Source organism: Nocardioides soli, from assembly GCF_014191495.1.
Taxonomy (GTDB): domain Bacteria; phylum Actinomycetota; class Actinomycetes; order Propionibacteriales; family Nocardioidaceae; genus Nocardioides; species Nocardioides soli.
Genome location: NZ_JACHWR010000001.1, coordinates 631,305 through 655,669, shown reverse-complemented (window position 1 = coordinate 655,669; position 24,365 = coordinate 631,305). Strand labels below are relative to the sequence as shown.

At 70.9% G+C, this 24,365-nt stretch carries 25 protein-coding genes; 19 read left to right on the top strand and 6 right to left on the bottom strand.

Annotated features, from left to right (window positions below):
• Nucleotides 1-2: 2 nt before the first annotated feature.
• Nucleotides 3-539 carry a DUF1003 domain-containing protein gene (locus FHU40_RS03240; RefSeq protein ID WP_215526930.1) on the bottom strand — a complete coding sequence of 179 codons (537 nt, stop codon included), beginning with the start codon at nucleotides 537-539 and terminating at the stop codon, nucleotides 3-5.
• Nucleotides 536-1,780, bottom strand: a complete 1,245-nt coding sequence (locus tag FHU40_RS03235; protein ID WP_183590833.1) for a magnesium transporter MgtE N-terminal domain-containing protein — start codon at nucleotides 1,778-1,780, stop codon at nucleotides 536-538. The genes FHU40_RS03240 and FHU40_RS03235 overlap by 4 nt, the downstream gene beginning before the upstream one ends.
• Before the next feature lie 264 nt (nucleotides 1,781-2,044).
• On the opposite strand from FHU40_RS03235, the gene FHU40_RS03230 reads away from it, so the two are divergent.
• On the top strand, nucleotides 2,045-3,175 hold the full coding sequence (locus tag FHU40_RS03230; RefSeq protein WP_183590832.1) for an endonuclease/exonuclease/phosphatase family protein: 1,131 nt from the start codon (nucleotides 2,045-2,047) through the stop codon (nucleotides 3,173-3,175).
• 7 nt (nucleotides 3,176-3,182) lie between these two features.
• On the opposite strand, the gene FHU40_RS03225 is transcribed toward FHU40_RS03230, so the two are convergent.
• Both FHU40_RS03225 and FHU40_RS03220 read right to left on the bottom strand, forming a co-directional pair.
• Nucleotides 3,183-4,787: a sulfatase family protein gene (locus FHU40_RS03225; protein ID WP_183590831.1), complete on the bottom strand. Its 1,605-nt coding sequence runs from the start codon at nucleotides 4,785-4,787 to the stop codon at nucleotides 3,183-3,185.
• Nucleotides 4,756-6,654: an endonuclease/exonuclease/phosphatase family protein gene (locus FHU40_RS03220; protein WP_183590830.1), complete on the bottom strand. Its 1,899-nt coding sequence runs from the start codon at nucleotides 6,652-6,654 to the stop codon at nucleotides 4,756-4,758. The genes FHU40_RS03225 and FHU40_RS03220 overlap by 32 nt, the downstream gene beginning before the upstream one ends.
• Nucleotides 6,655-6,860: 206 nt before the next feature.
• On the opposite strand from FHU40_RS03220, the gene FHU40_RS03215 reads away from it, so the two are divergent.
• The 13 genes from FHU40_RS03215 (at nucleotide 6,861) to FHU40_RS03155 (ending at nucleotide 18,789) form a co-directional block, all read left to right on the top strand.
• The gene (locus tag FHU40_RS03215; RefSeq protein ID WP_183590829.1) at nucleotides 6,861-8,441 is read left to right on the top strand and encodes a class I SAM-dependent methyltransferase; all 1,581 of its coding nucleotides are present in this window, start codon (nucleotides 6,861-6,863) and stop codon (nucleotides 8,439-8,441) included.
• A complete protein-coding gene (locus FHU40_RS03210) occupies nucleotides 8,438-8,671 on the top strand; it encodes a DUF6752 domain-containing protein (protein WP_183590828.1) in 234 nt (77 codons plus the stop codon). The genes FHU40_RS03215 and FHU40_RS03210 overlap by 4 nt, the downstream gene beginning before the upstream one ends.
• On the top strand, nucleotides 8,668-9,747 hold the full coding sequence (locus tag FHU40_RS03205) for a sulfotransferase family protein (RefSeq protein WP_183590827.1): 1,080 nt from the start codon (nucleotides 8,668-8,670) through the stop codon (nucleotides 9,745-9,747). The genes FHU40_RS03210 and FHU40_RS03205 overlap by 4 nt, the downstream gene beginning before the upstream one ends.
• A 103-nt stretch (nucleotides 9,748-9,850) precedes the next feature.
• Nucleotides 9,851-11,248: a phospholipase D-like domain-containing protein gene (locus FHU40_RS03200; protein ID WP_183590826.1), complete on the top strand. Its 1,398-nt coding sequence runs from the start codon at nucleotides 9,851-9,853 to the stop codon at nucleotides 11,246-11,248.
• 111 nt (nucleotides 11,249-11,359) lie between these two features.
• Nucleotides 11,360-12,346 carry a hypothetical protein gene (locus FHU40_RS03195; protein ID WP_183590825.1) on the top strand — a complete coding sequence of 329 codons (987 nt, stop codon included), beginning with the start codon at nucleotides 11,360-11,362 and terminating at the stop codon, nucleotides 12,344-12,346.
• Between the two features lie 81 nt (nucleotides 12,347-12,427).
• Nucleotides 12,428-13,633 carry an acyl-CoA dehydrogenase family protein gene (locus FHU40_RS03190; RefSeq protein WP_183590824.1) on the top strand — a complete coding sequence of 402 codons (1,206 nt, stop codon included), beginning with the start codon at nucleotides 12,428-12,430 and terminating at the stop codon, nucleotides 13,631-13,633.
• 95 nt (nucleotides 13,634-13,728) lie between these two features.
• Nucleotides 13,729-13,914 (top strand): DUF5302 domain-containing protein, encoded by a 186-nt coding sequence (locus FHU40_RS03185; protein ID WP_183590823.1) that lies wholly within the window; start codon nucleotides 13,729-13,731, stop codon nucleotides 13,912-13,914.
• Nucleotides 13,915-14,295: 381 nt separating this feature from the next.
• A complete protein-coding gene (locus tag FHU40_RS03180) occupies nucleotides 14,296-14,724 on the top strand; it encodes a MauE/DoxX family redox-associated membrane protein (protein ID WP_183590822.1) in 429 nt (142 codons plus the stop codon).
• Between the two features lie 241 nt (nucleotides 14,725-14,965).
• Complete coding sequence (locus FHU40_RS03175) at nucleotides 14,966-15,490, top strand: thioredoxin domain-containing protein (RefSeq protein ID WP_183590821.1); 525 nt, start codon at nucleotides 14,966-14,968, stop codon at nucleotides 15,488-15,490.
• Nucleotides 15,487-16,239, top strand: a complete 753-nt coding sequence (locus tag FHU40_RS03170) for a hypothetical protein (protein ID WP_183590820.1) — start codon at nucleotides 15,487-15,489, stop codon at nucleotides 16,237-16,239. The genes FHU40_RS03175 and FHU40_RS03170 overlap by 4 nt, the downstream gene beginning before the upstream one ends.
• Entirely contained in the window at nucleotides 16,239-16,793 is a 555-nt protein-coding gene (locus FHU40_RS03165) for a hypothetical protein (protein WP_183590819.1), read from the top strand. The genes FHU40_RS03170 and FHU40_RS03165 overlap by 1 nt, the downstream gene beginning before the upstream one ends.
• A gap of 239 nt (nucleotides 16,794-17,032) precedes the next feature.
• Nucleotides 17,033-17,995, top strand: a complete 963-nt coding sequence (locus FHU40_RS03160; RefSeq protein WP_183590818.1) for a TolB-like translocation protein — start codon at nucleotides 17,033-17,035, stop codon at nucleotides 17,993-17,995.
• A 236-nt stretch (nucleotides 17,996-18,231) separates the two neighbouring features.
• Nucleotides 18,232-18,789 (top strand): hypothetical protein, encoded by a 558-nt coding sequence (locus FHU40_RS03155; protein ID WP_183590817.1) that lies wholly within the window; start codon nucleotides 18,232-18,234, stop codon nucleotides 18,787-18,789.
• Between the two features lie 68 nt (nucleotides 18,790-18,857).
• Here the strand turns inward: FHU40_RS03155 and FHU40_RS03150 are convergent, their stop codons facing one another.
• Complete coding sequence (locus FHU40_RS03150) at nucleotides 18,858-19,391, bottom strand: GNAT family N-acetyltransferase (protein ID WP_183590816.1); 534 nt, start codon at nucleotides 19,389-19,391, stop codon at nucleotides 18,858-18,860.
• 44 nt (nucleotides 19,392-19,435) lie between these two features.
• Between FHU40_RS03150 and FHU40_RS03145 the strand changes: the two genes are divergently transcribed.
• Together FHU40_RS03145 and FHU40_RS03140 are read left to right on the top strand one after the other, a co-directional pair.
• Nucleotides 19,436-20,005, top strand: coding sequence for a TetR/AcrR family transcriptional regulator (locus FHU40_RS03145; RefSeq protein WP_183590815.1), 570 nt, complete (start codon nucleotides 19,436-19,438; stop codon nucleotides 20,003-20,005).
• Between the two features lie 66 nt (nucleotides 20,006-20,071).
• Nucleotides 20,072-20,602 carry a MaoC family dehydratase gene (locus FHU40_RS03140; protein ID WP_183590814.1) on the top strand — a complete coding sequence of 177 codons (531 nt, stop codon included), beginning with the start codon at nucleotides 20,072-20,074 and terminating at the stop codon, nucleotides 20,600-20,602.
• Nucleotides 20,603-20,873: 271 nt separating this feature from the next.
• Here the strand turns inward: FHU40_RS03140 and FHU40_RS03135 are convergent, their stop codons facing one another.
• Entirely contained in the window at nucleotides 20,874-22,058 is a 1,185-nt protein-coding gene (locus FHU40_RS03135; protein ID WP_246389923.1) for an MFS transporter, read from the bottom strand.
• A 32-nt stretch (nucleotides 22,059-22,090) separates the two neighbouring features.
• Between FHU40_RS03135 and FHU40_RS03130 the strand changes: the two genes are divergently transcribed.
• The 3 genes from FHU40_RS03130 to FHU40_RS03120 are packed head-to-tail and all read left to right on the top strand — an operon-like array spanning nucleotide 22,091 to nucleotide 24,338.
• Nucleotides 22,091-22,975, top strand: a complete 885-nt coding sequence (locus FHU40_RS03130) for an alpha/beta hydrolase (RefSeq protein ID WP_183590813.1) — start codon at nucleotides 22,091-22,093, stop codon at nucleotides 22,973-22,975.
• A 12-nt stretch (nucleotides 22,976-22,987) separates the two neighbouring features.
• The gene (locus FHU40_RS03125; protein ID WP_183590812.1) at nucleotides 22,988-23,488 is read left to right on the top strand and encodes a ribose-5-phosphate isomerase; all 501 of its coding nucleotides are present in this window, start codon (nucleotides 22,988-22,990) and stop codon (nucleotides 23,486-23,488) included.
• Complete coding sequence (locus FHU40_RS03120; RefSeq protein WP_183590811.1) at nucleotides 23,481-24,338, top strand: Fpg/Nei family DNA glycosylase; 858 nt, start codon at nucleotides 23,481-23,483, stop codon at nucleotides 24,336-24,338. The genes FHU40_RS03125 and FHU40_RS03120 overlap by 8 nt, the downstream gene beginning before the upstream one ends.
• Nucleotides 24,339-24,365: the final 27 nt, after the last annotated feature.

Here is a 24,365-nt window from a genome sequence, read left to right as displayed (position 1 = left end):
GTCTACGTGGGGGCGTCCTCCGCGGCGTCGTCGCCCTGGTGAGTCTGGCCACGCTCGTCGGCGCGCTCCTCGAGGTCGGTGAGCAGGCTGCGCAGCTCCGAGCGCAGGAAGTCGCGGGTGGCGACCTCGCCGACCGCCATCCGCAGCGACGCGACCTCGCGGGCGAGGAACTCCATGTCCTCGCGCGCCCGGGAGGCGGCCTGCCGGTCCTGCTCGGCGATCACCCGGTCGCGCGCCTCCTGCCGGTTCTGCGCGAGCAGGATGAGCGGCGCGGCGTACGACGCCTGCAGACTGAGCGCGAGCGTGAGGAAGATGAACGGGTAGTCGTCGAAGCGCAGGTCGCGCGGCGCGAGGATGTTCCAGACGATCCAGACGACCACGACGCCGGTCATCCACATCAGGAACCGGGCGGTGCCCATATAGCGCGCGAACGACTCGGCGAAGACGCCGAACGTGTCGTCGTTGTACGACGGGCGCCGCACCAGCGGCTTGCGGCGCAGTTCCCGGGGGGTGTCGAGGCGGGGTGTCCGGTCGCTCACGGATTCACCGCCCGGTCGCGCCAGCCCTCGGGGAGCATGTGGTCGAGGAGGTCGTCGACGGTGACCGCGCCGAGCAGGTGTCCGTGCTCGTCGATCACGGGCGCGGCGACCAGGTTGTACGTCGCGAGGTGTGCCGCGACCTCGTCGATGGTCGCTTCCGGCCGCAGTGACTCCATGGTGTCGTCGAGTGCGCCCGCGACCAGGGTCGAGGGCGGTTCGCGGAGCAGCCGCTGGATGTGCGCGACGCCGAGGAACTTGCCGGTCGGCGGCTCCAGGGGCGGCCGGCAGACGTAGACCAGGGCCGCGAGCGACGGGGTGAGCTCGGGGTTGCGGACGTGCGCCAGCGCGTCCGCAACGGTCGCGTCCGGCCCGAGGATCACCGGCTCGGGCGTCATCATCGCGCCGGCGGTGTTCTCGACGTAGGACAACAGCCGGCGCACGTCCTCGGCCTCGTCGGGCTCCATCAGCGCGAGCAGCGCCTCGGCGGTCTCGGGCGGCAGCTCGGCGATCAGGTCCGCTGCGTCGTCGGGCGACATCTCCTCGAGCACGTCGGCGGCGCGCTCGTGGTCGAGGTGCTCGAGGATCTCGACCTGGTCCTCCTCGGGCAGCTCCTCGAGGACGTCGGCGAGCCGCTCGTCGTGGAGCGCCGCGACCACCGCCGTACGCCGCTCCGGAGGCAGGTCGTGGAGCATGTTGGCCGCGTCGGCGGGGCGCATCTCGTTGAGCGCGGCGACCAGGTGGGTCGCGCCCTGGGTCTCCTCGCGGGTCGTCAGGCCGACCACGTCGCGCCACTCGACGACATGGGTCTGGCCGCGCCGGCGCAGGCCCAGCGGCTTCTCCTGGACCGCGACCCGGGACAGCACCCAGTCGCGGTTGCGGGCCTGCTCCATGCCGACGTCGTAGACGGTGCCCGTGACTCCGGTACTCGGGATGGTCACGGTGCGGTCGAGCATCTGCCCGATCACCAGCGTCTCGGTGGGGCGCTGCTCGAAGCGCCGCATGTTCAGCAGCCCGGTCGTGTAGACCTGCCCGCTGTCGATGTTGGTCACCCGGGTCATCGGCACGAAGATCCGGCGCCGGCCGAAGACCTCCGCGACCAGCCCGAGCACGCGCGGTTGGTGCACCTCCGAGCGCACCGCCACCACGAGGTCCCGGACCTTGCCGACCTGGTCGCCCTGCGGGTCGAAGATCGGCAGCCCGACGAGTCGGGCCGCGAAGACGCGGGTGGGGGCCGTGCTCACGCGGGGTCCCCGCGGAATCGTGGGCTGGAGGAGCGCAGCGGGGGAAGCCTGCGACTCCGTGGGGTGCTCACGTCCATACGCTACCGGTCGGGGCGCCCCGACCTCGGCAGCCCGGAACGCTCAGGAGCCGACGGATTCGGCCGATGGAGCGAGGGGGGAGTGTCCCTCGGGCGCGGGCAGGTGGCGAACACCCCGCGCCGGGGTGGGCCTTGTTACCCTCGATCGAGCCCGCCGGACGGCGTGGAGAGCCAGGAGGTGGAGCCGGTGGAGACGCCTGAGCCGCCTTCCCGACCCCGCGGTGGCTCCCGCATCGACGAGACGAAGCGCCGGAGGCTGCGCACCGACCGGGGCCGGCTCGCGGTCGGCGCGGTCGTCGTCCTCAGCCTCCTGGTCACGGGCGTCGCCCAGCTGATGTCCGAGGGCGCCCTCGACAACGGCGCGGCCGCCGACTCGCTGTCGCGCCCCGTGAGCGACGGCGAGGTGGACGCCGTCACCGCCGCGCCGCCCGACCCGCAGCGGGTGGTCGAGGCCACCGAGCTCGTGCGTGAGCCCCAGCGCGCGGGCCGCGGCAACCGGGCGGGCGGCAAGGGCGGGCCGGCCTCCCTCGCCAACCGGGCCGAGCGCTTGGCGCGCGGCCTGGCGGTCGGGCCGGTGCAGACCTTCGGCATCGCGAGCTTCAACATGCTCGGTGCCAGCCACACCAACGGCAAGGGCCGCCGCGCCCACTTCGCGAACGGCGCCACCCGCGCGGCCCAGGCCGCCTCGCTGGTCTCGGCGCAGGGCATCGACGTCGTCGGCGCCCAGGAGTTCGAGCCGGTGCAGCAGTCGACGTTCCTCGCCCGGCTCCCGAACTTCGCCGTCTACCCCGGGCAGACCCTGTCGGTGATCGACGGCACCAACAGCATCGCCTGGGACACCACGAAGTTCGAGCTGATCGAGGCCGAGACGATCGCGATCCCCTACTTCGGCGGCCGCACGGTGCAGATGCCCTACGTGCAGCTGGAGCAGCGGGCGAGCGGGCAGCGCTTCTGGTTCGCCAACTTCCACAACCCGGCCGACGTCCGCGGCGCCGCGCAGCACTGGCGCGAGACCGCGACCGCTCTCGAGGCCGACCTCGCGACCGAGCTCCACCAGACCGGCGTGCCGGTGCTGATGACCGGTGACTTCAACGAGCACGAGGCGTTCTACTGCCGGCTCGCCGGCCTCGCGCCGATGATGAAGAGCGCCAGCGGGGCCCTGCCCGGGCCACCCTGTTACGTGCCGCCCGGGCCCCGCGTCGACTGGGTCCTCGGGTCCACCCCGGTGACGTTCTCGGGCTACCGGGAGCTCGATGGCGGCGCGATCGACGCGATCACCGACCACCCGGTGATCGTCGCCGACGTCAGCGTGCAGTAGCCGCCGATCAGCGGTAGAACTCGCTCGGGCAGGCGCCGCCCGCACAGTCGCGGTACTCCCGCGAGATCCGGCGCAGCTCCTTGAGCTTCGCGCGATAGCGCCGGTCGGTGGCCAGGTTGTCGAGCTGGTAGGGGTCGACCGAGCGGTAGTAGAGCTCGGGCTGGCCCCGGCGTCCCTGCACGTAGGTCCACGGCCCGACCACGACGCCGGTGTAGAGCGGCGTGCGGCCGCCCTTGATCGGCCAGCCCGCGATCGGCACGACCCGGCGGCTCGCTCGCGCGTCCAGCCACGGCAGGACGTCGACCCCGTCGACCTCTCGGCCCATCGTCGCGCCCGCGAGCGCGGCGAACGTCGGCGCCCAGTCGGCGTTCGAGACCGGCGTCCGGCTCACGGTGCCCGCGGGGATGCCCGGGCCGCGGATGTACATCGGCACGCCGACGATCTCGCGGAAGTACCAGAGCTTGCCCTCCAGGTTGTGCTCGCCGAGCACGAACCCGTTGTCGGAGGTCAGCACGACGTAGGTGTCGTCGAGCTGACCGGTGCGGCGCAGCGTGTCGACGGTGCGGGCCACGGCGCGGTCGACCGACTGGAGCGCCTCGACCCGTTGCTGGTGCGCCTCCCGCATCTGGGCCCGGCGCTGCTGCGCGACCGGCTCGCGCGCGGCGGAGACGACCACCTTGTCGGAGGGGTCCGCCTCGAACATGTTGGGCTTGTCGGGCAGATCGAGGTCGGCGAACGTGTCGCGGTCGCGCTCCTCGGGGACCGTGGTGGCCAGCGCGTGCTCGTCGTCGGGGTAGAGCGCCTTCGGGTCGTCGTCCTCGACCGGGCCGCCGTGGTGCGGCGCGACGTAGTTGAGCCACAGGTACCAGGGCCGCTGCTCGCGCCGGGGGTCCTCCAGCAGCTCGGTGCTCTGGTCGCTCAGCAGCGTGGTGGAGTACGTGTGGGTCTCGACGACCTCGCCGTCGACCAGCAGCTGGGGATCCTCGAAGTTGTAGGTGCTGAAGTCGACGGTGGGCCGCCACACGGTCCACCCGGGCGGCTGGTGGTCGACGTGCTCCTCGGTGTACCCGTTGAGGTACTTGCCGAGGAACATCGTGTCGTAGCCGGCGTCCTGCAGCGCCACCGGCAGCGTGTCGTCGTCCTCGAACGCCGTGAAGCCGCCGCCCTCGCCGTTGATGGTCAGCGCGCCGTGGTTCTGCGCGTACTGGCCGGTGAGCAGCGTCGCGCGAGCCGGGACGCACACCGGGGTGGGGGAGAGCCCGTCCTCCAACGTCATTCCGCCCTCGACCAGCAGCTCCTGCACGTGCGGGAGGTACTGCATGTCCTCCCAGGCCGCGTCGTCGAGCGTGATCATCAGCAGGTTCGGCCGGTCCGGTACGCCGCGGAGCGGGGCCGGGGTGGCCGGGTCGGTGAGCACCACGTCGCGCTCCGCCGGCGCCCGTACGGGTGCGGTCCGCTCCGGCGCGTGGTAGGCGGGCTTGCGGGCCTGCTCGGCGTCGCTGCCGTCGCCGGTGCACCCGGCGGCGACCAGCGACCCGCTCAGCACGGCCGCGAGCGCCAGCCGGCCGGACCGACGGACGCTACGGGACGACGGGGCCGTCGACGAAGACATTGAGCGACGAGGTCGGGTTCAGGCTCGAACCCGGCAGCGGAGCCAGGCCGAGCACGGCAAGGGCGAGGTTGGCGACGACGCCGGTGAAGATCGCGTTGCTCTTGTAGGACACCTTCGCCTTGCCCGGGTTGGTCCAGGCGGGGTTGAGGTCGTAGAGGTCGGCGCCGGCGACCACGCCCGGCCCCCAGACGACCAGCGGGGTGGTGTAGCTCGCCGGCTTGCGGTTGCCGGCCTTCGCGCCCGCCGACCCGCCGACGATGACCACCATCGTGTGGCCCGCGGTCGCGGCGTTGTGGGAGACGGTGCGCACGATGCCGCTGACCTGCTTGTCGACGCGGTTGAGTGCCGCGGCGTACTTCGGGCCGCCGTACTTGGTCGCGTCGCCGATGCGCTTCAGCGCGCTGAGCTCGACGTAGCTGAAGGTCTTGGGGCGGGAGCCGAGATCCTGCATGGCCCGCTTGGCGACCAGCTTGTCCTTGTCGCGGTAGAGCACGAACTTGCTGAGCTTCTTGCGCCCGTTGTCGCGGCCGACCGGATCGGTGCCGCCGTTCTTGTTGTTCCAGGAGCGCTTCATGGTGGTGGCGCTCGATCGACTGGTGTAGACCGCCGTGCTGCGGCCGCCGTTGTGCACCCGGTCGAAGACGCTCGAGACGTACTGGCCGGCGGTCTCGTGGAGTGTCCTGCCGCGGTCCTCGTCGTACTTCACGCCGTGGCCGCCGCGCTTCTTCACCACCGGCCGGCCGGTGAGCAGGGAGAGGGTGTTGGGCAGCGGCGTGGAGCGCTCGTAGGCGAGCCGGGCGTTCATCGTCGAGGCGCCGGCGGCCCGCAGCTCGCGCAGGTGCTTGGTGCGGTCGGCGTCGGAGGCCGAGGTGAACGCGTTGGGACGGAGCCCGTCGACCGCGACCACCACGACGTTGGTGACGCCGGCCGCGCGGGCGGAGGCGGGCGGGATCGTCGCGGTCGCGACCATCGCCGGGTGGTCGCTGGCCTTCTGGACCATGGGCGTGCGCTGCTCGACGAAGGACGAGAACGTCACGTCGGAGGTGCCGGTGACCCAGTCGATGCGGGCCGGGCTGGGCGGCTGGCAGGTCGTCGCGTCGGCGTACCCGCCGTTGGCCGCCTGGAGCTCGGTGTTGCGGACGATCGGGCAGAAGAACTTGCTGGTGTCGTTCATGTCGCCGGTGAGGAAGACCGGGATGCTCGGGTCGGACGCGCGCAGCGAGTTCACGAGGTCGGACTCGACCTGGACGGCCTGGTCGCGCCACTGCTGGGCCGGACCGCGGGTGTTGGCCGGGTTGTGCACGTTGACGAACCAGGACAGCTGGCCGGTCTCGTTGTTCTGGAGCTGCACGTACGGCATCGGCAGCAGGTTGCCGTTGAAGTAGGGCACCAGGAACACGTTGGCCTGCACGAGCGTGAAGGTGTCGAGGCGCCAGCTGATCGAGTTGTGCGCAGCCGGCGCGCTGCGGGTGGTGCCGGGGAACGTGCCCCACTCCGGCGCGATCGTGTTCCAGAGCTCGGCCTGCGGCCAGTGCAGCTCCTGGAAGCCGACGACCTGGACGCCGTTGTTCTCGAGGATCTGCTTGCTGATCGGCAGCCGCTGGGCGGAGGTGCCGAAGCCCTTGCGCGGCTTGGCCCCGTCGGTGTGGTCGGCGCCGAGCACGTTGAACGACGCGATCCGGAAGCTGGTCGCACCGGGCGGCTGCACGGTCACCACGGCGCGCTTCTTGCTCGTGGCGGGTGCCGCCTGCGCGGCCGGCTGTGCCGGAAGGGCGAGGGTGCTGGAGGCGACCGCGGTGGCCACGGTCAGGACGAGGGCGCCCAGGACCGCGCGGTGGCGCGGGCGCACGACGGCTGGCACGGGCATCTGCGTTATTCTCCCGTTCTGTCATCGCCCAAGATGTCGCCGCACGCCTGATGTCGGTGGCGCCGAGGTGGCGGGCGAGTGCTGAGGACAGAGTTGCTAGTGTGACAGCAGAGTACAACACGTCCCTGCGAGCGACGCCGAGTCGACGTGGTTGCTCCGGCCCCTCCGACGGGTGACGGGATCGCTCGGAAGGAGGACGGACCACGGTGGAACCAGCACCCCCCGCAGGCGATCTGCTGACCGCGCTCTCGGTCGACGACGACGGCATCGCCTTCCGGGGCACCGAGGATCGCTCGGTCGACGTCCGGTTCGACGACCAGCGGATCGGGTCGTTCTGGACCCAGCGCGACACGGTCGAGCAGGGCCCCGGGCGGCGCTGGCGCTGGCCCGACGCGCTGCGGCCGTACCTGAACGGCCGGACCGCCGTGACCGTGCTCGACCACGTCAGCCAGGCGCCCCTCGGCGCCGTCGAGGTCGCCCTCGGCACCGGCGAGGGCCGGGTGCGCGTCGCCGACGCCAAGGGCAACCCGCTGGGGCTCGACAAGTCCAACCGGCTGCGCCGGCTCTTCGCGAGCCGCAGCGCCGAGCACACCGAGCCCCTGCTCGACGCGATCGAGAAGGTCCTCGGCGCGCTCACCGCGGCCGGGGTGCGCCCCTTCATCGCCTACGGCACCCTGCTCGGCGCCGTGCGCGAGGGGGCGCTGATCGGGCACGACTCCGATGCCGACCTCGGCTACGTGAGCGCCCACGAGCACCCGTACGACGTGGTCCTCGAGTCCTTCCGGCTGCAACGCTCGCTCGTCGAGCTCGGCTACCCCGTCACCCGCTACAGCGGCATCGCCTTCAAGGTGGGCGTGCGCGAGGGCGACGGCCGGATGCGCGGCCTCGACGTGTTCGGCGGGTTCCTCCGCGACGGCCACCTGCACCTGATGGGGGAGGTGCGGGCGCCGTTCCGGATGGAGTGGATGTACCCCACCTCCACCACGACGCTCGAGGGCCGCGAACTCCCCGCGCCCCGTGAGCCCGAGCACCTGCTCGCCGCGATGTACGGGCCGAGCTGGCGGGTGCCCGACCCGGCGTACAAGTTCGAGACGCCGCCGAGCACCTACCGCCGCCTCAGCGGCTGGTTCCGGGGTACCCAGGCCAACCGTGAGCGGGTCTGGGACCCCTTCTACCTGCGCACCCACGGGCAGCAGACGTCACCCAGCGCGTTCGTGCGGTGGGTGCTGCGCCGCGAGCGCGGCCGCGCCGAGACGGCCTTCGACGTCGGCTGCGGCGCCGGCGCCGACGCCGCGTTCCTGGCCCGGCAGGGCATCGCGGCGGCCGGCTTCGACTACGCCCGGCGGGCCTTCGGCAAGCGGGCGAAGGCGGCCCGCCGCGGCCGGCTGCCGCTGCGCTACCAGTGGATGAGCCTGACCGAGCTGCGCTCGGTGCTGCCGCTCGGCGTCGAGCTGTCCCAGGTGTCCGGCACCAAGGTGATGCTGGCCCGGCACGTCGCCGACGCCACCACGGCGTACGGACGCGCCAACCTGCTCCGGCTGGCCCGGATGGCCCTCGACGGCGGCCGGCTCTACCTCCAGGTGGCGACGGCGCCGTCCCCGGACCTGCCGTACGGCGTGCGGCCGCTCGACCTCGACGCGTTCCTGGCCGAGATCGACCGCTCCGGCGGCCGCGTCGTCGCCCGCCACGACCTGACCCGCGACACCGTGCGCGTGCGGTCCCGCATCGACGCGGGCACGCCGGACGCGCCGCCGTACCTCACAAGATTGGTGGTCCAGTGGCCATGATCCGCTCCCGCATCCGCGACCTCGCCCGGCTCCGCCAGCGCATCACCGACCTCGAGGCCGAGGTCCAGGAGTGCCGCCAGCTCAACCTGCGGCTGGCGGAGGTCACCGACCTCGTCTCCGAGCTGCTCGTCGCCCTCGCCGACACCGACGACCCGCGCGTGGCCGCGGCCGTGGCCCGCTACCGGGCGGGGGTCAGCACCACGCCCCAGGGCCCGGACGCGGAGCGATGAGCGACCCCTCGCGCGTCTTCCTGCACATCGGCCTGCCCAAGACGGGGACGACGTACCTGCAGGAGGCGCTCTGGCTCAACCGCGACCGGTTGGCCGAGCGCGGCCTGTACCTCCCGGGAGCCCGCCGACAGCACCTGCTGGCGTCGCTGGAGCTGCGCGAGGACCCGGGCCTGGCCAACCGGCCCCGGCACGTCGAGCACCCGTGGACCCATCTGACCGACCTGGTGCGGACCCGGCTGCGCAAGAAGGGCGGCGACGCCCTGATCAGCCACGAGTTCTTCGCGTCGGCCACGCCCGCGCAGGTCGAGCGCGCCCGGGAGGCCTTCCCGGACGCCGAGCTGCACGTCGTGCTCACGGCCCGGCCGACGGTCGACCTGTTCACCTCCCGCTGGCAGGAGTGGGTCAAGAACGGCAACCACCTCCCGATCGACTCCTACCCGCCGGAGCCGAAGGGGGTCAGCGCCTGGGGCTGGGCCAGCTTCGACCTCGGCGACGTCCTCGAGCGCTGGGGGAGCGTGCTCGACCACGAGCGCATCCATGTCGTGCCCCTCACCAAGGGGGCGGGTCCGCGCGCACTCTGGGACACCTTCCTCGACGTCTGCGGGCAGGGCTCCGACGGACTCGAGAGCCAGGAGCAGCCCGCGAACACGTCCCTCGGGCTCGTCGAGGTCGAGGTGCTGCGGCGGACCAACGCGGAGCTGAGGGGCTTCACCTCGCCCACCGACCGCGGCCGCTGGATCCGGGGACACCTCGGGGAGCGGACGCTGGTGCACGAGGGCGCCGAGCGCTACCGGCCCTCCGCCGAGAAGCTGGCCGAGCTGCGGCGCCGGGAGGAGCGCACGCTGGGCCTGCTCGCGGGCGGCGGCTTCGACCTGCGCGGCGATCTCGACCTGCTCCGCTCCGCCGACATCTCCGCCCGGAGGCATCCCTCCGACGCCACCGACGCCGAGCTGCTCCCGGTCGCGGTGGGTGCGGTCGCGGCGCTGCTCACCGACCTCCGGGCGGCCGCCGAACGAGCCGGGGACGTGCCCGTGCTGGACGCCAAGCCATCGCGCTGGCGCCGCCGCCGCGAATGACGGGCGCCCCGATCGCCTGTGTTAGCGTGCTCCGCTCCGTCGTCGAAAGGTCCGTCGCGTGAAATCCAGCGCCCGTGCGCTTGTCACGGCACTGAGTCTCATCGTGCTCGCCACGGGGGGCAGCGGGTACGTCGCCACCGCTCAGGCGGCTCCGGCCGGCCAGTCCGCCGGGTCGCTCGCGCTCGTCAAGGCGGACAAGCCCAAGGACAAGCCCAAGGACAAGCCGAAGAAGCCCAAGAAGGCGAAGTGGCAGCCCGCCGAGGGGCCGGTCTTCAACGTCCCGCGATCCAAGCCCGAGACCCAGTTCCGCATCGAGGGCCAGGTGCTGTCGGCCATCCGGCACGCCAAGAAGGGCTCGCGGATCTGGATGTCGATGTTCTCCTTCGACCGGTTCCCGGTCGCCGACGCGCTCATCAAGGCCCGCAAGCGCGGCGTCCAGGTCCAGGTGCTGATCAACGACCACGAGATGACGCCCGCCCAGCGCAAGCTGCGCAAGGCCATCGGCACCAACCCCAAGAAGAAGAACTTCGCCTACCAGTGCTACAAGGGCTGCCGGTCCAACGGTGACGTCCTGCACTCGAAGTTCTTCCTCTTCTCCAAGACCGGGGCGGCCAAGGACGTCGTGATGGTCGGCTCCGTGAACATGAAGATGAACGGGGCGAAGAACCAGTACAACGACCTGTGGACGACCAACGACTCGCCGGAGCTCTACGAGCGGCTCGAGGACCTCTTCCGGCAGCAGAAGCTCGACAAGCCGGTCCCCAAGCCCTACATCGACGAGGCCATCGGCACGAAGTACCGCCTGATGGTCACGCCGTTCCACGGCGCGCCGTACGACGACCCGATCATGACGCTGCTGCGTCCGGTCAAGTGCACCGGGGCGACGATCAACGGCGGCCGCACGATCATCCGGGTCAACATGCATGCCTGGGACGGCAGCCGGGGCAAGTACATCGCCCAGCGCTTCCGCAACCTCTACGCCCAGGGCTGTGACATCAGGATCCAGTACGGCATGGCCGGCGCCGCGGTCCGCGCGGTCTTCGGCAACCCGACCAAGCGCGGCTACATCCCGGTGCGCTCCAACGGCTTCGACACCGACCACAGCGGCCCGAACGGCGAGAGCGACGGCGAGGTCGACCTCTACAGCCACATGAAGATGCTGCTGATCTCGGGCCACTACGGCGACGACACCGCCGCCCGCTACACCGTCACCGGGTCGAGCAACTACCAGGACTCGGGCCTGACCGGCGACGAGATGCTGCTGACGATCCGCGGCCGGCAGACGTACAAGGCCTACCTCAACCACTTCAACTGGATGTGGGACAAGCGCACCCGCGCCGTCGGTTACCGCCCGCACACGGGGAACGCCAGTCCCACGCGCCCGCCGTTCCCGGCGCGGCTGCTGGCCTCGCTCGGTCAGCTCGCGCCGTCCGGGGAGCTGCCGCGGCTGATCGTCACCGAGAAGTACGGCTTCGACAGCCCCGAGTGGCGCGACGAGTAGTCTCCGCAGCACAGCCACTCGTGACCCGCTCGTGAACCACGCGTGGTGCTGTCCGTAGGTTCTCGCACGTTGGTCCTTGCAGTTGGTTCTGGTTGAGGCGGAGAGGTCTCCATGGTCGAGCGGTTGGTGCTGCACGTCGGGCTGCTGAAGTCGGGCACGACCTTCGTGCAGGCCCGGCTGGGTGCGAACCTCGACGAGCTCGAGCGTCAGGGCGTGCTGTTCCCGACCCCCTGGTCGCGGCAGGTGCGGGCGGTCACCGACCTCGCGTCGTCCGGCGCCGGCGCGAAGGCCTGGGCCAGGCTGGCCGCCGACGTGCGCGACCACCCCGGCACGGTGCTGCTCTCGATGGAGTTCCTGGCGCCGATCCCCGAGGACCGGATCCGGCGGGTGCTCGCCGACTTCCCGGGTGCCCGGGTGGAGGTCGTGATCACGGTCCGCGACCTGGGCCGGGTGGTCCCCGCGATGTGGCAGGAGACGCTCCAGAACCGGCGGAGCTGGGCCTGGAGCGAGTTCCAGCGCGCCGTGCGCTCGGAGTCCGGCACCGTCGGCAAGCGGTTCTGGCGCCAGCAGGACGTCGGCAAGGTCGCCAAGCGCTGGGCCAAGGTGCTCGGGCCGGAGCAGGTCACCGTGATCACCGTCCCGCCGTCGGGTGCGCCGCCGGAGCTGCTCTGGGAGCGGTTCTGCGACGTGGCCGGCCTGGCCCCGGCGACCTGGGCTCCGGCGCCGCGCGCCAACGAGTCGCTCGGCGTCGCGTCCGCGCTGCTGCTGGGCCGGCTGAACGCCGCCCTCGGCGACGACGTCGACCGCAGCGTCTACAACAAGGCGGTCAAGAAGCGACTCGCCAAGCAGGTGCTCGCCGCGCGCAAGTCCGACGAGCCGTCGATCGGCTTCGTGGTGCCGGACTGGCTGCGCAAGCGCTCCGACGCCCGCAGCGCCGACCTCGCGGCGACCGGGGTCCGGGTGGTCGGCGACCTGGCCGAGCTGGTGCCGCGCGACGTACCCGGTCTCGATCCGGACTCGGTCACCGCCGAGCAGCAGCTCGAGGCTGCGGTCGACGCCCTGGCGCGCCTCGTGCAGGGGTCCGGCAAGCGCCGCTGAGTGCGTGCGATTTGTCACGGCCACGAAGCCGCGCCGACCGAGTAGGTTACCGGGCAGTCACCCCGACGCGGAAGGACACCGATGGGCCGGCTGTGTGAGACCGACGGACTGACCGAGGACCAGAGCGAGATCCTCAAGGCGGTGCGGACGTTCGTCAACGAGAAGATCCTCCCGGTGGCGACCGAGCTGGAGCATGCGGACGAGTATCCGCAGGAGATCGTCGACGGGCTCAAGGAGCTCGGGATCTTCGGCCTGACCATCCCCGAGGAGTACGACGGGCTGGGCGAGTCGCTGCTGACCTACGCGCTGTGCGTGGAGGAGATCGCGCGGGGCTGGATGAGCGTGTCGGGGGTGATCAACACCCACTTCATCGTGGCCTACATGCTGATGAGGCACGGCACCGAGGAGCAGAAGCGGAAGTACCTGCCGCGGATGGCGACCGGCGAGGTCCGGGGCGCGTTCTCGATGTCGGAGCCGGGTCTGGGCTCGGACGTGTCGGCGATCAAGACCAAGGCCACGCGGCTGGGTGAGGGGCCCGAGGCGGGCTACTCGATCACCGGCCAGAAGATGTGGCTGACCAACGGCGGCACGTCGAACCTGGTCGCGGTGCTGGTGAAGACCGACGAGGGCGCGGAGTCGGTGTACCGGAACATGACGACGTTCCTGGTCGAGAAGGAGCCGGGGTTCGGGGAGACCGCGCCGGGTCTGACGATCCCGGGGAAGATCGACAAGATGGGCTACAAGGGCGTCGACACCACCGAGGCGGTGTTCGACGGCCTGGAGATCTCGGGCGGCCAGATCCTCGGCGGCGAGCCGGGCAAGGGCTTCTACCAGATGATGGACGGTGTGGAGGTCGGCCGCGTCAACGTGGCCGCGCGCGCGTGCGGGATCGCGAACCGGGCCTTCGAGCTCGCGGTCGCCTACGCCCAGCAGCGGGAGACCTTCGGGAAGCCGATCGTGGAGCACCAGGCGATCCTGTTCCGGATCGCGGAGATGGCCACCAAGGTGGAGACCGCCCACGCGATGATGGTGCGGGCGGCGCGGAAGAAGGACTCCGGGGAGCGCAACGACGTCGAAGCGGGGATGGCCAAGATGCTGGCCTCGGAGTACTGCAACGAGGTCGTGCAGGACTCCTTCCGGATCCACGGCGGCTACGGCTACTCCAAGGAGTACGAGATCGAGCGGCTCTACCGCGAGGCGGCGTTCATGCTGATCGGCGAGGGCACCAGCGACATCCAGAAGATGATCATCGGCCGCAGCCTGCTCAAGGACTACCAGCTCGGCTGACTCCGGGTGTGCCGTAGGGCGAATAGTCGGTCGACGTACGCCGTGCCTCGTGCGAGGGTGAAGGGACCTGACCGGCCCACTCGTGCGGAGGAACGATGACGGACTCGAACGCCAACGACGACCTCAAGGCGAAGATGCGGGAGGCGCTGGATCGGAAGAACGCCAAGCGGAAGGGCGTCCGGCAGGACGCGCCGCCGAAGGAGAAGGCGCACGGCTCTGAGGTGGCCGGCGGCGCAGCGCCGCAGATGCACCGCCGCAAGGCCGGCGGCGGGGGTTCCTGAAGCGAGCAGCGGCGAGTGCACGGAGCCAGCTCGACGCGTGGGGTCGCGCAGCTCGAGCAAGCGCGCAGCCGAGCGTGCGAGGCCGCGACCGCGCGTCGAAACCCGGTGAGATGACAGACGGTGGTGACCACCGTCATTCGCGGCGGGCGGTTTCGAGACGGGCGCAGAGCGCCCTCCTCAACCACCGTCCTACGGAGCGCAGCACCCGCTCGGTGGCAGCTGCTGCGTGTCATCCCTTGCGGACGTCACCACCTTGCCGTTTCGTCCTGGCGAACCGGGCGTAGCCGGCGAGATCCCGGATACCTGGCCCCTGGCGCGAAATAGGGAACTATCCTCCTGTGGCAGTCGGCGTGCCGGGCAAAGTCCGAGTCGGAGGGCGAGATGGATCAGGGTTCCAGCTTCGTCGCCTCGATCCTCGTTCTGGTCCCGTCCGGTGCGCTGGCGGGGTCGGCCTTCCGGCACCTCGTGGACGCTCAGAGGTTCAGGGCCGTGTTGATCGTGCAGGGAATCGTCCCATACCCACTGGTCGCGTGGACCGCGGCGGTCGTCGTCGCTGCGGAACTCGCCTGTGCCTCCTTGGGTGTGCTTGCTGGCATGTCCGCGCTATCGGATGGGCGCTTCGTACCGATCGGCCTCGCAGTGACAAGCTTGATGTTCGTGTTCGCCGGGTACGTCGCGATCCTGCTGCTGCGCGGGAGGCCGGTGCCTTGTGGGTGCTTCGGGTCCCAGAAACCTGCGAGTTTCGAGACGGTACTTCGAGCATCCGTGTTGGGTCTCGCCCCCGTTGCCGCGGTCGTCGTCTCGGTGTGATGAAGCAGGGCCCGTGAGTAATTGTCTAGACCAGACGATCGGCGCGGATAACATACTTGATCACCCAACGCTCCGTATTTCGTAACAACTGCGCACTATGTCGTTCTATTTGCGACATTTCGACCGGGAGTGTTGACCGATCCTGCGTGCCCACGCAGGATCGGGCTCACCAATCTCGGAAGTGACGGCTCTGAAGCGCTGGCACGGGACGTGATGGCTGAAGTGGTCAATCGGAGGTCCTATGTCGGTCACGAGCGCGGCTCTCATTCTTTCTTGGGTCGCCATCGCAATTCTGGGCTTGGGGTACGCGGGTCTTCGTCGGCAGCTCAACGAGGTTCATGCAGACACGATCTTCAGCAGTGCTGCTTCTTCGGCTCCCGCGAGGAGCGTGATCTCAGTTACGCGGACTGGGCGGCCATCTCTCATCCTGCTGTCGACCGACGACTGTCCAGTGTGTCTCGAGATCGTTCCTGCCTTCCGACGGCTTGCGACGTCGTCCGGCCTAGACGTCGATCACGTCATCCTGATGCGCAGCGGAACTGGCGATGCTGGCGCTGAGGTTCCTGTCGTCGTCGATGCGATGGCGTTCAACACCCTGGAACCCGGCTACCTGCCTGCCTTGGTGCTGGCTGACAACGATGGCTTGGTGCTGACTATCGAGCCGGTCGGAGGGATCGCCGCGCTCGAGTCCGTGGGTAAGAGATTCCACTCGAGGATCGCGGGTGTTGCGCGATCGGTGCAGGCAAATGTCGAGGAGCACGCATGAGCAAGCACATCTACTTCATCGCTCCCGACGGGCGTGCCGTCCAGGCGAGATCCGCAAGTTCCTGGTTCACGAATCGCTGTGACGCCACGCTGATCGTGCAGCCTGCCACGTTGAACGGAAAGTATCCGGACCGGGCACAGGGCCGAGAACTCCACGTCACATTCGCCGGCGGGTACGATCCGATCGCGTTTCAACTACTGGACGCACACGTCGAGCAACAACTGACGGTCCCAGGCGGCGAGTTCATCGTATATCGCAGTTCCCGCTCAGACCTCCAGGGTCTCGCCCTCTGGCGTGGGCCCTACCACGAGATTGCGTCCTGGCTCCCTCCCGTGGCCGAGTCGGAGGGAATCGACCCGTGGGGACGGTTCTCAGGCCTTCGAATCGAGGACGCTCCTGACGGGGTTCTCGTCACATCGGCCGCCGAGTCCGCGGTGAACGTACGGGTCACCGACGTTTCCAACTACGTCGAAGGCGTCGGGATGCTCTACTTCTACGCGCCGGCGGAGGCGCTCGGGCGGGTGCCGACGTTCAAGGGCCGTAGCGTGCCCAGCGGCGAAGTCTGGCGAACCACCGTCACAGACCTCGACGACGGTCCGGTCCAGACCCACTTCGTGCTCGCAAGTCCACAGTCAGTAGTTTCCCTCGTGCCCGAACACGGGGCGGCCCCGAAGTACGGGAGGCAATTGGCCTTCCTCGAATCCTTGCTGCACGTCGAATCGAACGCCCTCGCAAGGAAGGCAAGCTGATGCTCAGTCTCGACCAGATACCCGACGCCCTCACCCAGCCAGCACGCCCCGAGAAGAGCTTCGTCCGTCAGCAGATCCTCGCCTCTGCGTTCACCCGGCGCGGCCTCTTCCGGGCCGTGGCGGCAACGGGGATGGCTATCGGGCTCGCGTCGCTCGACGGGATCTCGCGGCTCCGGCGCGCCGAGGCCGTCACGACCTGGGGCAACTGCCCGAACTGGCACCCGCTGTTGGCCGGCATCTATGGCGTCCCGGCCGGGTCGAGCGCGTACAAGTTCTGGACGCTCGAGTGGAACAAGTGCAATCCCACTCACGGATCCGCGGCCGGGAACATCGGCCCGGGCTTCTGCGGCAGCGACGGATTCCACCGCAACGGCGTCGTGGGCTCGATCGAGTACGACCGTCGACCGGCCTCCTGCGCGGGCAGGAACACCTGGGCATGGAAGCGGAACGGCGTCGAACCGGAGCCGCCCGACGTCCGGTGTTCCGATGGGCGGTTCCGCCTGCTGAGCAGTGGGTCCGCATGGGTGAACTCCACGTGCAAGCACCCGATGTAGGCGCCCCGGACGTGAGGGCAAAGGCAACGAGGCTTCTCTGCGTTGCTGTTGTGCTGTCGACGCTCGCCCTGTGCGGATGCACGAGCCCGGGAGCGGACGGACGACGCGATCCTGCCGCTGGTGCCACCGCGTCGTTGTCTCCAGACGCGGAGACACCAGGGCAAGAGCCGGACGAGGCGCTGGAGTTCGTCGGTCGTGGATCTTCGCTAGTCCAGGACCTGTGGCAGCCCGTCGGCGCCATGGCCCCGCTGAGAACGGCCCTGCCACGGGTTCTTCACATCGACGACGCTGCGGGCGCGCCATCGCTGCACGCGGCGCCCATCGAGTCCGCCATCTTGGCGGCGGGCACCGACCCTCAGTGGTTCGGGGTCGGTGAGGTCGGGTTGATGAGCCCGGACGGGCAATGGCGCATCGTGGATCGCGACAGGCTCGGCATGCGCAAGTCCGACATCGTCGAGCAGCAGTTCGAGTTGAGCCCGAACGGACGGCAGTTGGCGCTCGGCGATCAGTACGGCGTCGTCGTGGTCGACCTGGCGTCGGGCGCCGCAACCCGAGTTGAGGTGCCCTTTCGGGACCCGGTGCTGCATTGGTGGACCCCCGACGGTGCCGGTGTGGTCGTGACGGCGCGGGGGGGTGGGGGGAAGGCCCAGGTCGTGCGACCGCGGGATCGGGCCGCCGAGCCTCTTGGCTATGACCCCTGGTCGTCCTCGGTCGACCGGGACGGTCGCGTCGTCGAGTTCGTGCGGAACTCGGGGTGGGCCGGGTCGGACCGGTTCGCCCCCGGAGACGTCTTCACCGCAGTGCGGACGTGGCCGGAGCGCGGTGAGGCCTCCGAGGTCGCCCGCTTAGAGAACGCGGTTCCCAGCGATGCCGAGGTCGGCTCCCACCTGTCGACGCTGGTCGGCGTGGTGCAAGGTGCCTACCCACAGGGCCGCAAGCTTGCGCGAGGCGTCCTGGCCATCGACCCCACGACCGGGCAGTCCCGCGGACTGCTGGAGCTGGCCCCGGACCAGATCGTCTGGGCCTCGGTCATAGGCGCTCTCGATCGCAGGTGGTTGTTGCTGCACATCCCCTACGGCCCCGGCGGCGGGCTGTGTGCATGGGATCCCGTGGCGGCTGAGCTGCGCGGCGTCATGACCACCGACGAGCAGGCCACGATCGTGAGCCTCGCGACCGACCTCATGAGGAGGAGTCCGCGGTGAGTACCCGGGCTCGAGGCCGAATCCGAAGCTCTGGCGGGGTCTGTGCGCGGCGCCTGCGCCGCGTCGCGGTTGCGCTCACCGCTCCGTGGAGCCTGGCCGCCTTCGCCTGCGTCGTCGTCCTGGGCGTGACGGTCGCAGAGATCGTCGGCGACCTCCCGAACTACTCATCCTGGTTGGCTGCGTCGATGGCGTCCGGTTACGCGATCTCGGGGTCGGTTTGAAGCCATAACTCAGCAATGCTGGTCTCGTCGGTCTGGCGGGGCGGATCCAGGCGGTTCTTCATCGTCGGCCTCCTTCTCGGAGGGCTCATCAGTGGCAGCCTGCTGCTGATCGTCGGTTCACTGACGCTTCATTGGTGGGTTCCGGCCGATGCCGTCCTCTGGGGTGCTGCGACCGTGTGCCTGGCCGCCGTCCTCCAGGACGCCGGCGTCCTGCGACTGCGGTTGCCCCAGAACGCGCGGCAGGTGCCAGAGCTGATCTCAAGTTCGGGGCCCCGTCGAGGCGCACTTCAGTTCGGGGTCGAGATGGGAACTGGTGCTCGCACCTACATGACGAGCATGCTCCCGTTCGTCCCGGTGAGCTTGGTTCTGCTTGGCGCCCCATGGCTGACAGCGTTGGGCATCGGTGCGGCGTTCGGTCTCGGGCGCTCGGCTGTCCCGGCGGTGCGCGCCCTCAAGGAGAACGACGACCGGTGGTCCGCAAGCTTTGGGCGCCATGAGCGATGGATCCAAGTGACGCTCGACGTGGCGGTTCTGGGATGTCTCATTGCTCTTGCGGTCCAGGCTTTCCGCTAGGCACCTGCACTCCCTCCCCGGTGGCCCGCCCGAGACATCGAGCGCAAGTCTGCATCTGGAAGGAGCCCCTACCGCTCGGCCGCCAGCAGTGCCCACACCTCGACGTCCCAGAGCCGGCCGTCGTGCTCGAACGCCTGGCGCAGCGTGCCCTCGTGGGTGAAGCCGAGCCGCCGGGCGACCGCCCGGCTGGGCAGGTTCTCCGGCACGCAGTGCCACTCGACCCGGCGGATGCCGCGCACGTCGACGGCCCAGGCCACCATCGCCTCGACGGCACGGGTGACCAGGCCCCGCCCGGTCGCCTCCGGGCTGAGCCAGACGCCGACCTCGCAGGTCGAGGCGGCCGGCTCGAAGACCCGGAAGAGCGTGCCGCCGACCATCTCGCCGTCGCGCCAGAGCGCGTAGATCCGGCCCCCGTCGCGTGCGGTGGCGTCGGCGTACCGCTGGAGGAACGCGTGCGCCGACTCCTCGTCGACGATCGAGCGGGCCCAGGGGAGCCAGGGGCCGAGGTGCTCGCGGTGGCGCGCGGTGAACGCCGCGAACGTCGCGGCCTCCCAGGGCTCGAGCGGACGCAGCTCCGCGTCTCCGACCTGCCTGCTCAGCATGGTGTGCTCCCATCTGCATAACGACTGTTATGTAATCTAGCCCCATGCCGGCCCGGGTCGACCACGATGCACGCCGCCGCGAGATCGCGGAGGCGCTGTGGCGGGTGCTGGCGCGCGACGGCTTCGGCGGCCTCAGCCTGCGCACGGTCGCGGCGGAGATGGGCGCGACCACGGGCCTGGTCACCCACTACTTCGGCAGCCGGGCCGAGCTGATCGACCACGCGCTCGAGCTGCTCCACGCACGCACCGACGCCTCGCTCGGCGAGGCTGACGTCCCGCTCGGGCGGGCATCGCTGCGCACCCGGCTGCTCGCCGTGCTGCCGACCACCGGGGAGGCGGCCGAGCTGAGCCGGATCTGGGTCGGCTTCTGGGGCCTCGCGATCGTCGACGCCGGCCTGTCCGCCCGGGAGGCCGCCCGCTACGAGCGCTGGCGGGCCTGGCTGCGGCCGCACGTCGCGGCCGGGTGGCCCGAGGCGGACGTCGAGACGAGCGTCGACCTGCTGACCTCCTCGACCCACGGCCTGGTCGTCCAGGCCCTCTTCGACCCCGACCGGTTCGGCCCGGAGCGGCTCGAGGCGCTGGTGGACGCACAACTGGCCCGCCTGGGCGGGTGAGGCCGGGTGACATTGCCCACGCGCCCGGACGATGCGCCGCCCGGCGGCGGCAGGCAGCATGGGCGCATGCAGTTCGGACGCAGCTACGAAGAGTTCGAGGTCGGCGCGACGTACAAGCACTGGCCCGGCAAGACGGTGACCGAGTACGACGACCACATGTTCTGCCTGCTCACCATGAACCACCACCCGCTGCACCTCGACGCGCACTACGCGGAGGAGACCACGCAGTTCGGGAAGAACGTCGTGGTCGGCAACTACGTCTACTCGATCCTGCTCGGCATGAGCGTGCCGGACGTCTCGGGCAAGGCGATCGCCAACCTGGAGATCGAGTCGCTGCGGCACGTCGCGCCGACGTTCCACGGTGACACGCTCTACGGCGAGACCACCGTGCTCGACAAGTGGGAGAGCACGAGCAAGGACGACCGCGGGGTCGTGCACGTCGAGACGGTCGGCTACAACCAGGACGGCAAGGTCGTGTGCATCTTCCGCCGCAAGGTGATGGTGCCGAAGCAGAGCTACCTCGAGGCCCGCGGCGGGGAGCAGCCCGGCCGCCCGGTCCCGCTGCCCGACAAGAACTGGCGAGGCGCCGCGGACTGAGCTTGCGAAGTCCGCGAGTGCGCCGAAGGGTTGAGGAGCGTCGGGTCAGGCCGGAGCGGAGCGACGGGCTGACCGAGGCGTCTCGAAACCAAGGCCCCGGACCTGAGCTTGCGAAGTCCGCGAGTGCGCCGAAGGGTTAAGGAGCGTCGGGTCAGGCCGGAGCGGAGCGACGGGCTGACCGAGGCGTCTCGAAACCAAGGCCCCGGACCTGAGTTCGCGAAGCCCGCGAGTGCGCCGACGCGTCTCGAGACGCGATCGACCTGAGGAGCGCTCAGCGGCTGCCGAGTGACGCCGCCGCCTTCGGCACGAACGCCGCGGCGAGCGGCACGATGCCGAGCACCAGGACCATCGGTACGGCGAAGCCGACGCGCAGCGAGCCGGCGCCGACCAGCCCGGTCATCACCGAGCCGAGCAGCGCGCCCACGTAGTTGAACTGGTTGAATCGGGCGATCACCGCGTCGACCCGGGCCTGGCGGACGGCCGGCTCGAACCCGCCCTCGGACTCGGGGCCGCCGGCGATCTTCGCCGCCGCGGAGAAGCTGAGCGGCGCGACCACCGCGACGCCGGCACCCAGGAGCGCGAAGCCGGCCACGGCGACCTGCCAGCCGGGGGAGAAGACCACGACGGCGAGCGCCGCGGCGCCGATCAGCGCGCCGACCCGCAGCACCGGCACCACGCCGAACCGGGCGACCAGCCCGTCGCCGGCCAGCCGCACGGCCCCGCTGGCGAGCAGGTAGGCGATCGCGGCCAGCGACACGTAGCGTTCGGGCGTCGTGAACTCGTGGTCGAGGAACAGCGGGCCCCACGTCTGCACGGCGGTGTCGACCATGTAGAAGAGCACCATCGCGAGGCCGACCAGCAGGATCGGCCGCCACGGGACCGCCACCTCCAGGGAGAGCTCGGTGGGCCCGTGGTCGCGGGGCAGGAACGGCGCGAACGACACCAGGAGCGGCACCACGCCGACGACCGCGGCCGCCTCGAGCGGCAGGTGTGACATCCCGAACGTCAGCGTCGCCCCGAGGACGCCGCCCAGCGTCCAGGCGCCGTGGAAGGACGGCAGGATCGGCCGGCCGTAGCGGTGCTCGATCGCGACCGCCTGCATGTTGGTGCTCGCGTCGACCACGCCGAGGCCGAGGCCGTATCCGGCCATGCCCGCGACGTACACGCCGGCGCTCGGCGCCACGCACAGGACGGGCACCGAGACGGCGATGACCAGCAGCCCGGTGCGCAGCAGCAGGGCGCTGTCGCGCCGCTTGGCCAGCCGCTCCGCGACCACCGAACCCGCGCCGGCGAGCAGGATCATCATCAGCAGCACCAGCGAGAGCGCGACGTCGGACAGGTGCCACCTGTCCTGGAAGTCGGGCAGGCGCGTGGTCAGGCTGAGCAGCACCATGCCCTGGCTGAGGAAGGCGGCGGCCGTGGCGACCCGCGCCCGCGAGATCTGCATGCCGGGCATCGTGGCACGATCGCCGGCGATAGCGTGCGGACATGCTGTTCCCGGAGGCCCGGCGCGCCGTCGAGCTGGCGGCCGCAGCGACGCCCGTCTGGACCGAGGGCTACGACGTACCCGCCGCTCGTGCGCAGGCACGCGCGGCCGCGGCGGCCGAGCCGCGCGAGGACGTCGCCGAGGTGCGCGACATCGACGCCGACGGTGTGCCGGCGCGTCTCTACCGGCCCGACCACGCCACACCCGGCCTGGTGCTGCACCTGCACGGAGGCGGCTTCGTCTTCCACGACGTCGACGTCCACGACCCGGCCGCCCGCCGGCTGGCCAACCGCACCCGCCGGGCGGTGCTCAGCGTCGACTACCGGCGGCCACCCGAGCATCGCTTCCCGGCGGCGCCCGACGACGTGTCGACCGTCGTCGCCTGGCTCGACCGCGAGGGCCCTGCGCTCGGCCTCGACGGGCCGACGGTCGTCCACGGCGACAGCGCCGGCGGCAACCTCGCGCTGGTCGCCGCGCTGCGCCACCCGACGCGGTTCGCGGGCGTCGTGCTGGTCTACCCGTTCCTCGACCCCGAGGCCGGCTTCGCCTCGTACCGCACCGCCACCGACGGCTTCGACCCGCGTGAGGCGGCGTGGTACTGGCAGCAGTACGCCGCGACGCCCGCCGACCTCATCCACCCCGACCTCGCGCCGCTGCGCTCCGACCGGCTCGCGACGCTGCCGCCCACCCTGCTGGTGACCGCCGAGCACGACCCGCTCCGCGACGAGGGGGAGCACCTCGCGGCGCGGCTCGCCGACGCCGGCGTGGCGGTCACCGCGACCCGCTACCTCGGTCAGGTCCACGGCTTCTGGCGGCACGCCTCGGTGTTCCCCGCTGCCGAGCAGTTGCTGCGGCAGTCCGCCTCGTTCATCGACCAGTGCTGCTGAGAGGATGCCCGCATGCGCGTGCACCTCGGCTGCGACCATGCCGGCCTCGACCTGAAGGACCACCTGACGACCTGGCTCACCGAGCACGGGTACGAGCCGGTCGACCACGGTCCGTTCTGGTACGACGCCCAGGACGACTACCCCGTCTTCTGCCTGCGCGCGGCGCAGGCCGTCGCGGCCGAGCGCGCGGCCGGCCAGGACAGCCTGGGGGTCGTGATCGGCGGCTCCGGCAACGGTGAGCAGATCGCCGCCAACAAGGTCGCCGGCATCCGGTGCGCGCTGGCGTGGTCGGAGGAGACCGCGCTGCTCGCCCGCCAGCACAACGACGCCAACGTCGTGGCCGTCGGCGGCCGGATGCACTCGCTGGCGGAGATGACCCGGTTCGTGGAGCTCTTCCTGGCCGAGCCGTTCTCGGACGCCGAGCGCCACTCCCGGCGGATCGCCCAGCTCGCGGCGTACGAGGTCGACGGCACGCTGCCGCCACTCCCGGAGCCTCCGGCTGCCGATGCCTGAGGGACACACCCTCCACCGGCTCGCCGGTGAGCTGACCCTGGTGTTCGGCGGCCGCGAGGTCGAGGCGAGCAGCCCCCAGGGCCGGTTCGCCGAGTCCGCTGCGCTGATCGACGGCCAGGTCCTGGTCGGCGCCGAGGCCTGGGGCAAGCACCTGTTCGTCGGGTTCCCCGACGAGCGGTTCGTGCACATCCATCTCGGCCTGTACGGCGGCCTCGAGGTCGTCGCCGGGGTGCCCGAGGTGCCGGTGCCGAGGGGGCAGGTGCGCCTGCGGCTGGTGGCCGCGCCCGCCGGTGGCTCCGCCGCCTTCTCGTACGCCGACCTGCGCGGCGCCACGACGTGCGAGCTGCTGACCCGCGCGGAGCGCGACCTCGTCGTCCTCCGGTCCGGGCCGGACCCACTGCGCGCCGACGCCGACCCCGGCCTGGCCTGGGAACGGATCCGGCGCAGTCGCGCGCCCATCGGCTCGCTGCTGATGGACCAGTCGGTGCTCGCGGGCGTCGGCAACGTCTACCGGGCCGAGGTGCTGTTCCGGCACCGGATCGACCCCTATCGGCCGGGCAACACGCTGCGGATCGGGCAGTGGCGGGCGATGTGGGACGACCTGGTCGTCCTGATGCGCGAGGGCGTGCGCACCGGGCGGATCGACACGGTGCGACCGGAGCACACGCCGGAGGCGATGGGCCGGCCGCCGCGCCGCGACGACCACGGCGGCGAGGTCTACGTCTACCGCCGCAACGGCATGCCCTGCCACGTCTGCGGGCGGTCGGTGCGCACCGCCGAGCTCCAGGGGCGCAACCTGTTCTGGTGCTCCCAGTGCCAGCGCAGGTACCGGTCCCGAGCACTACAGTGAGCGCACCCCAGGACGAGGACCGACGAC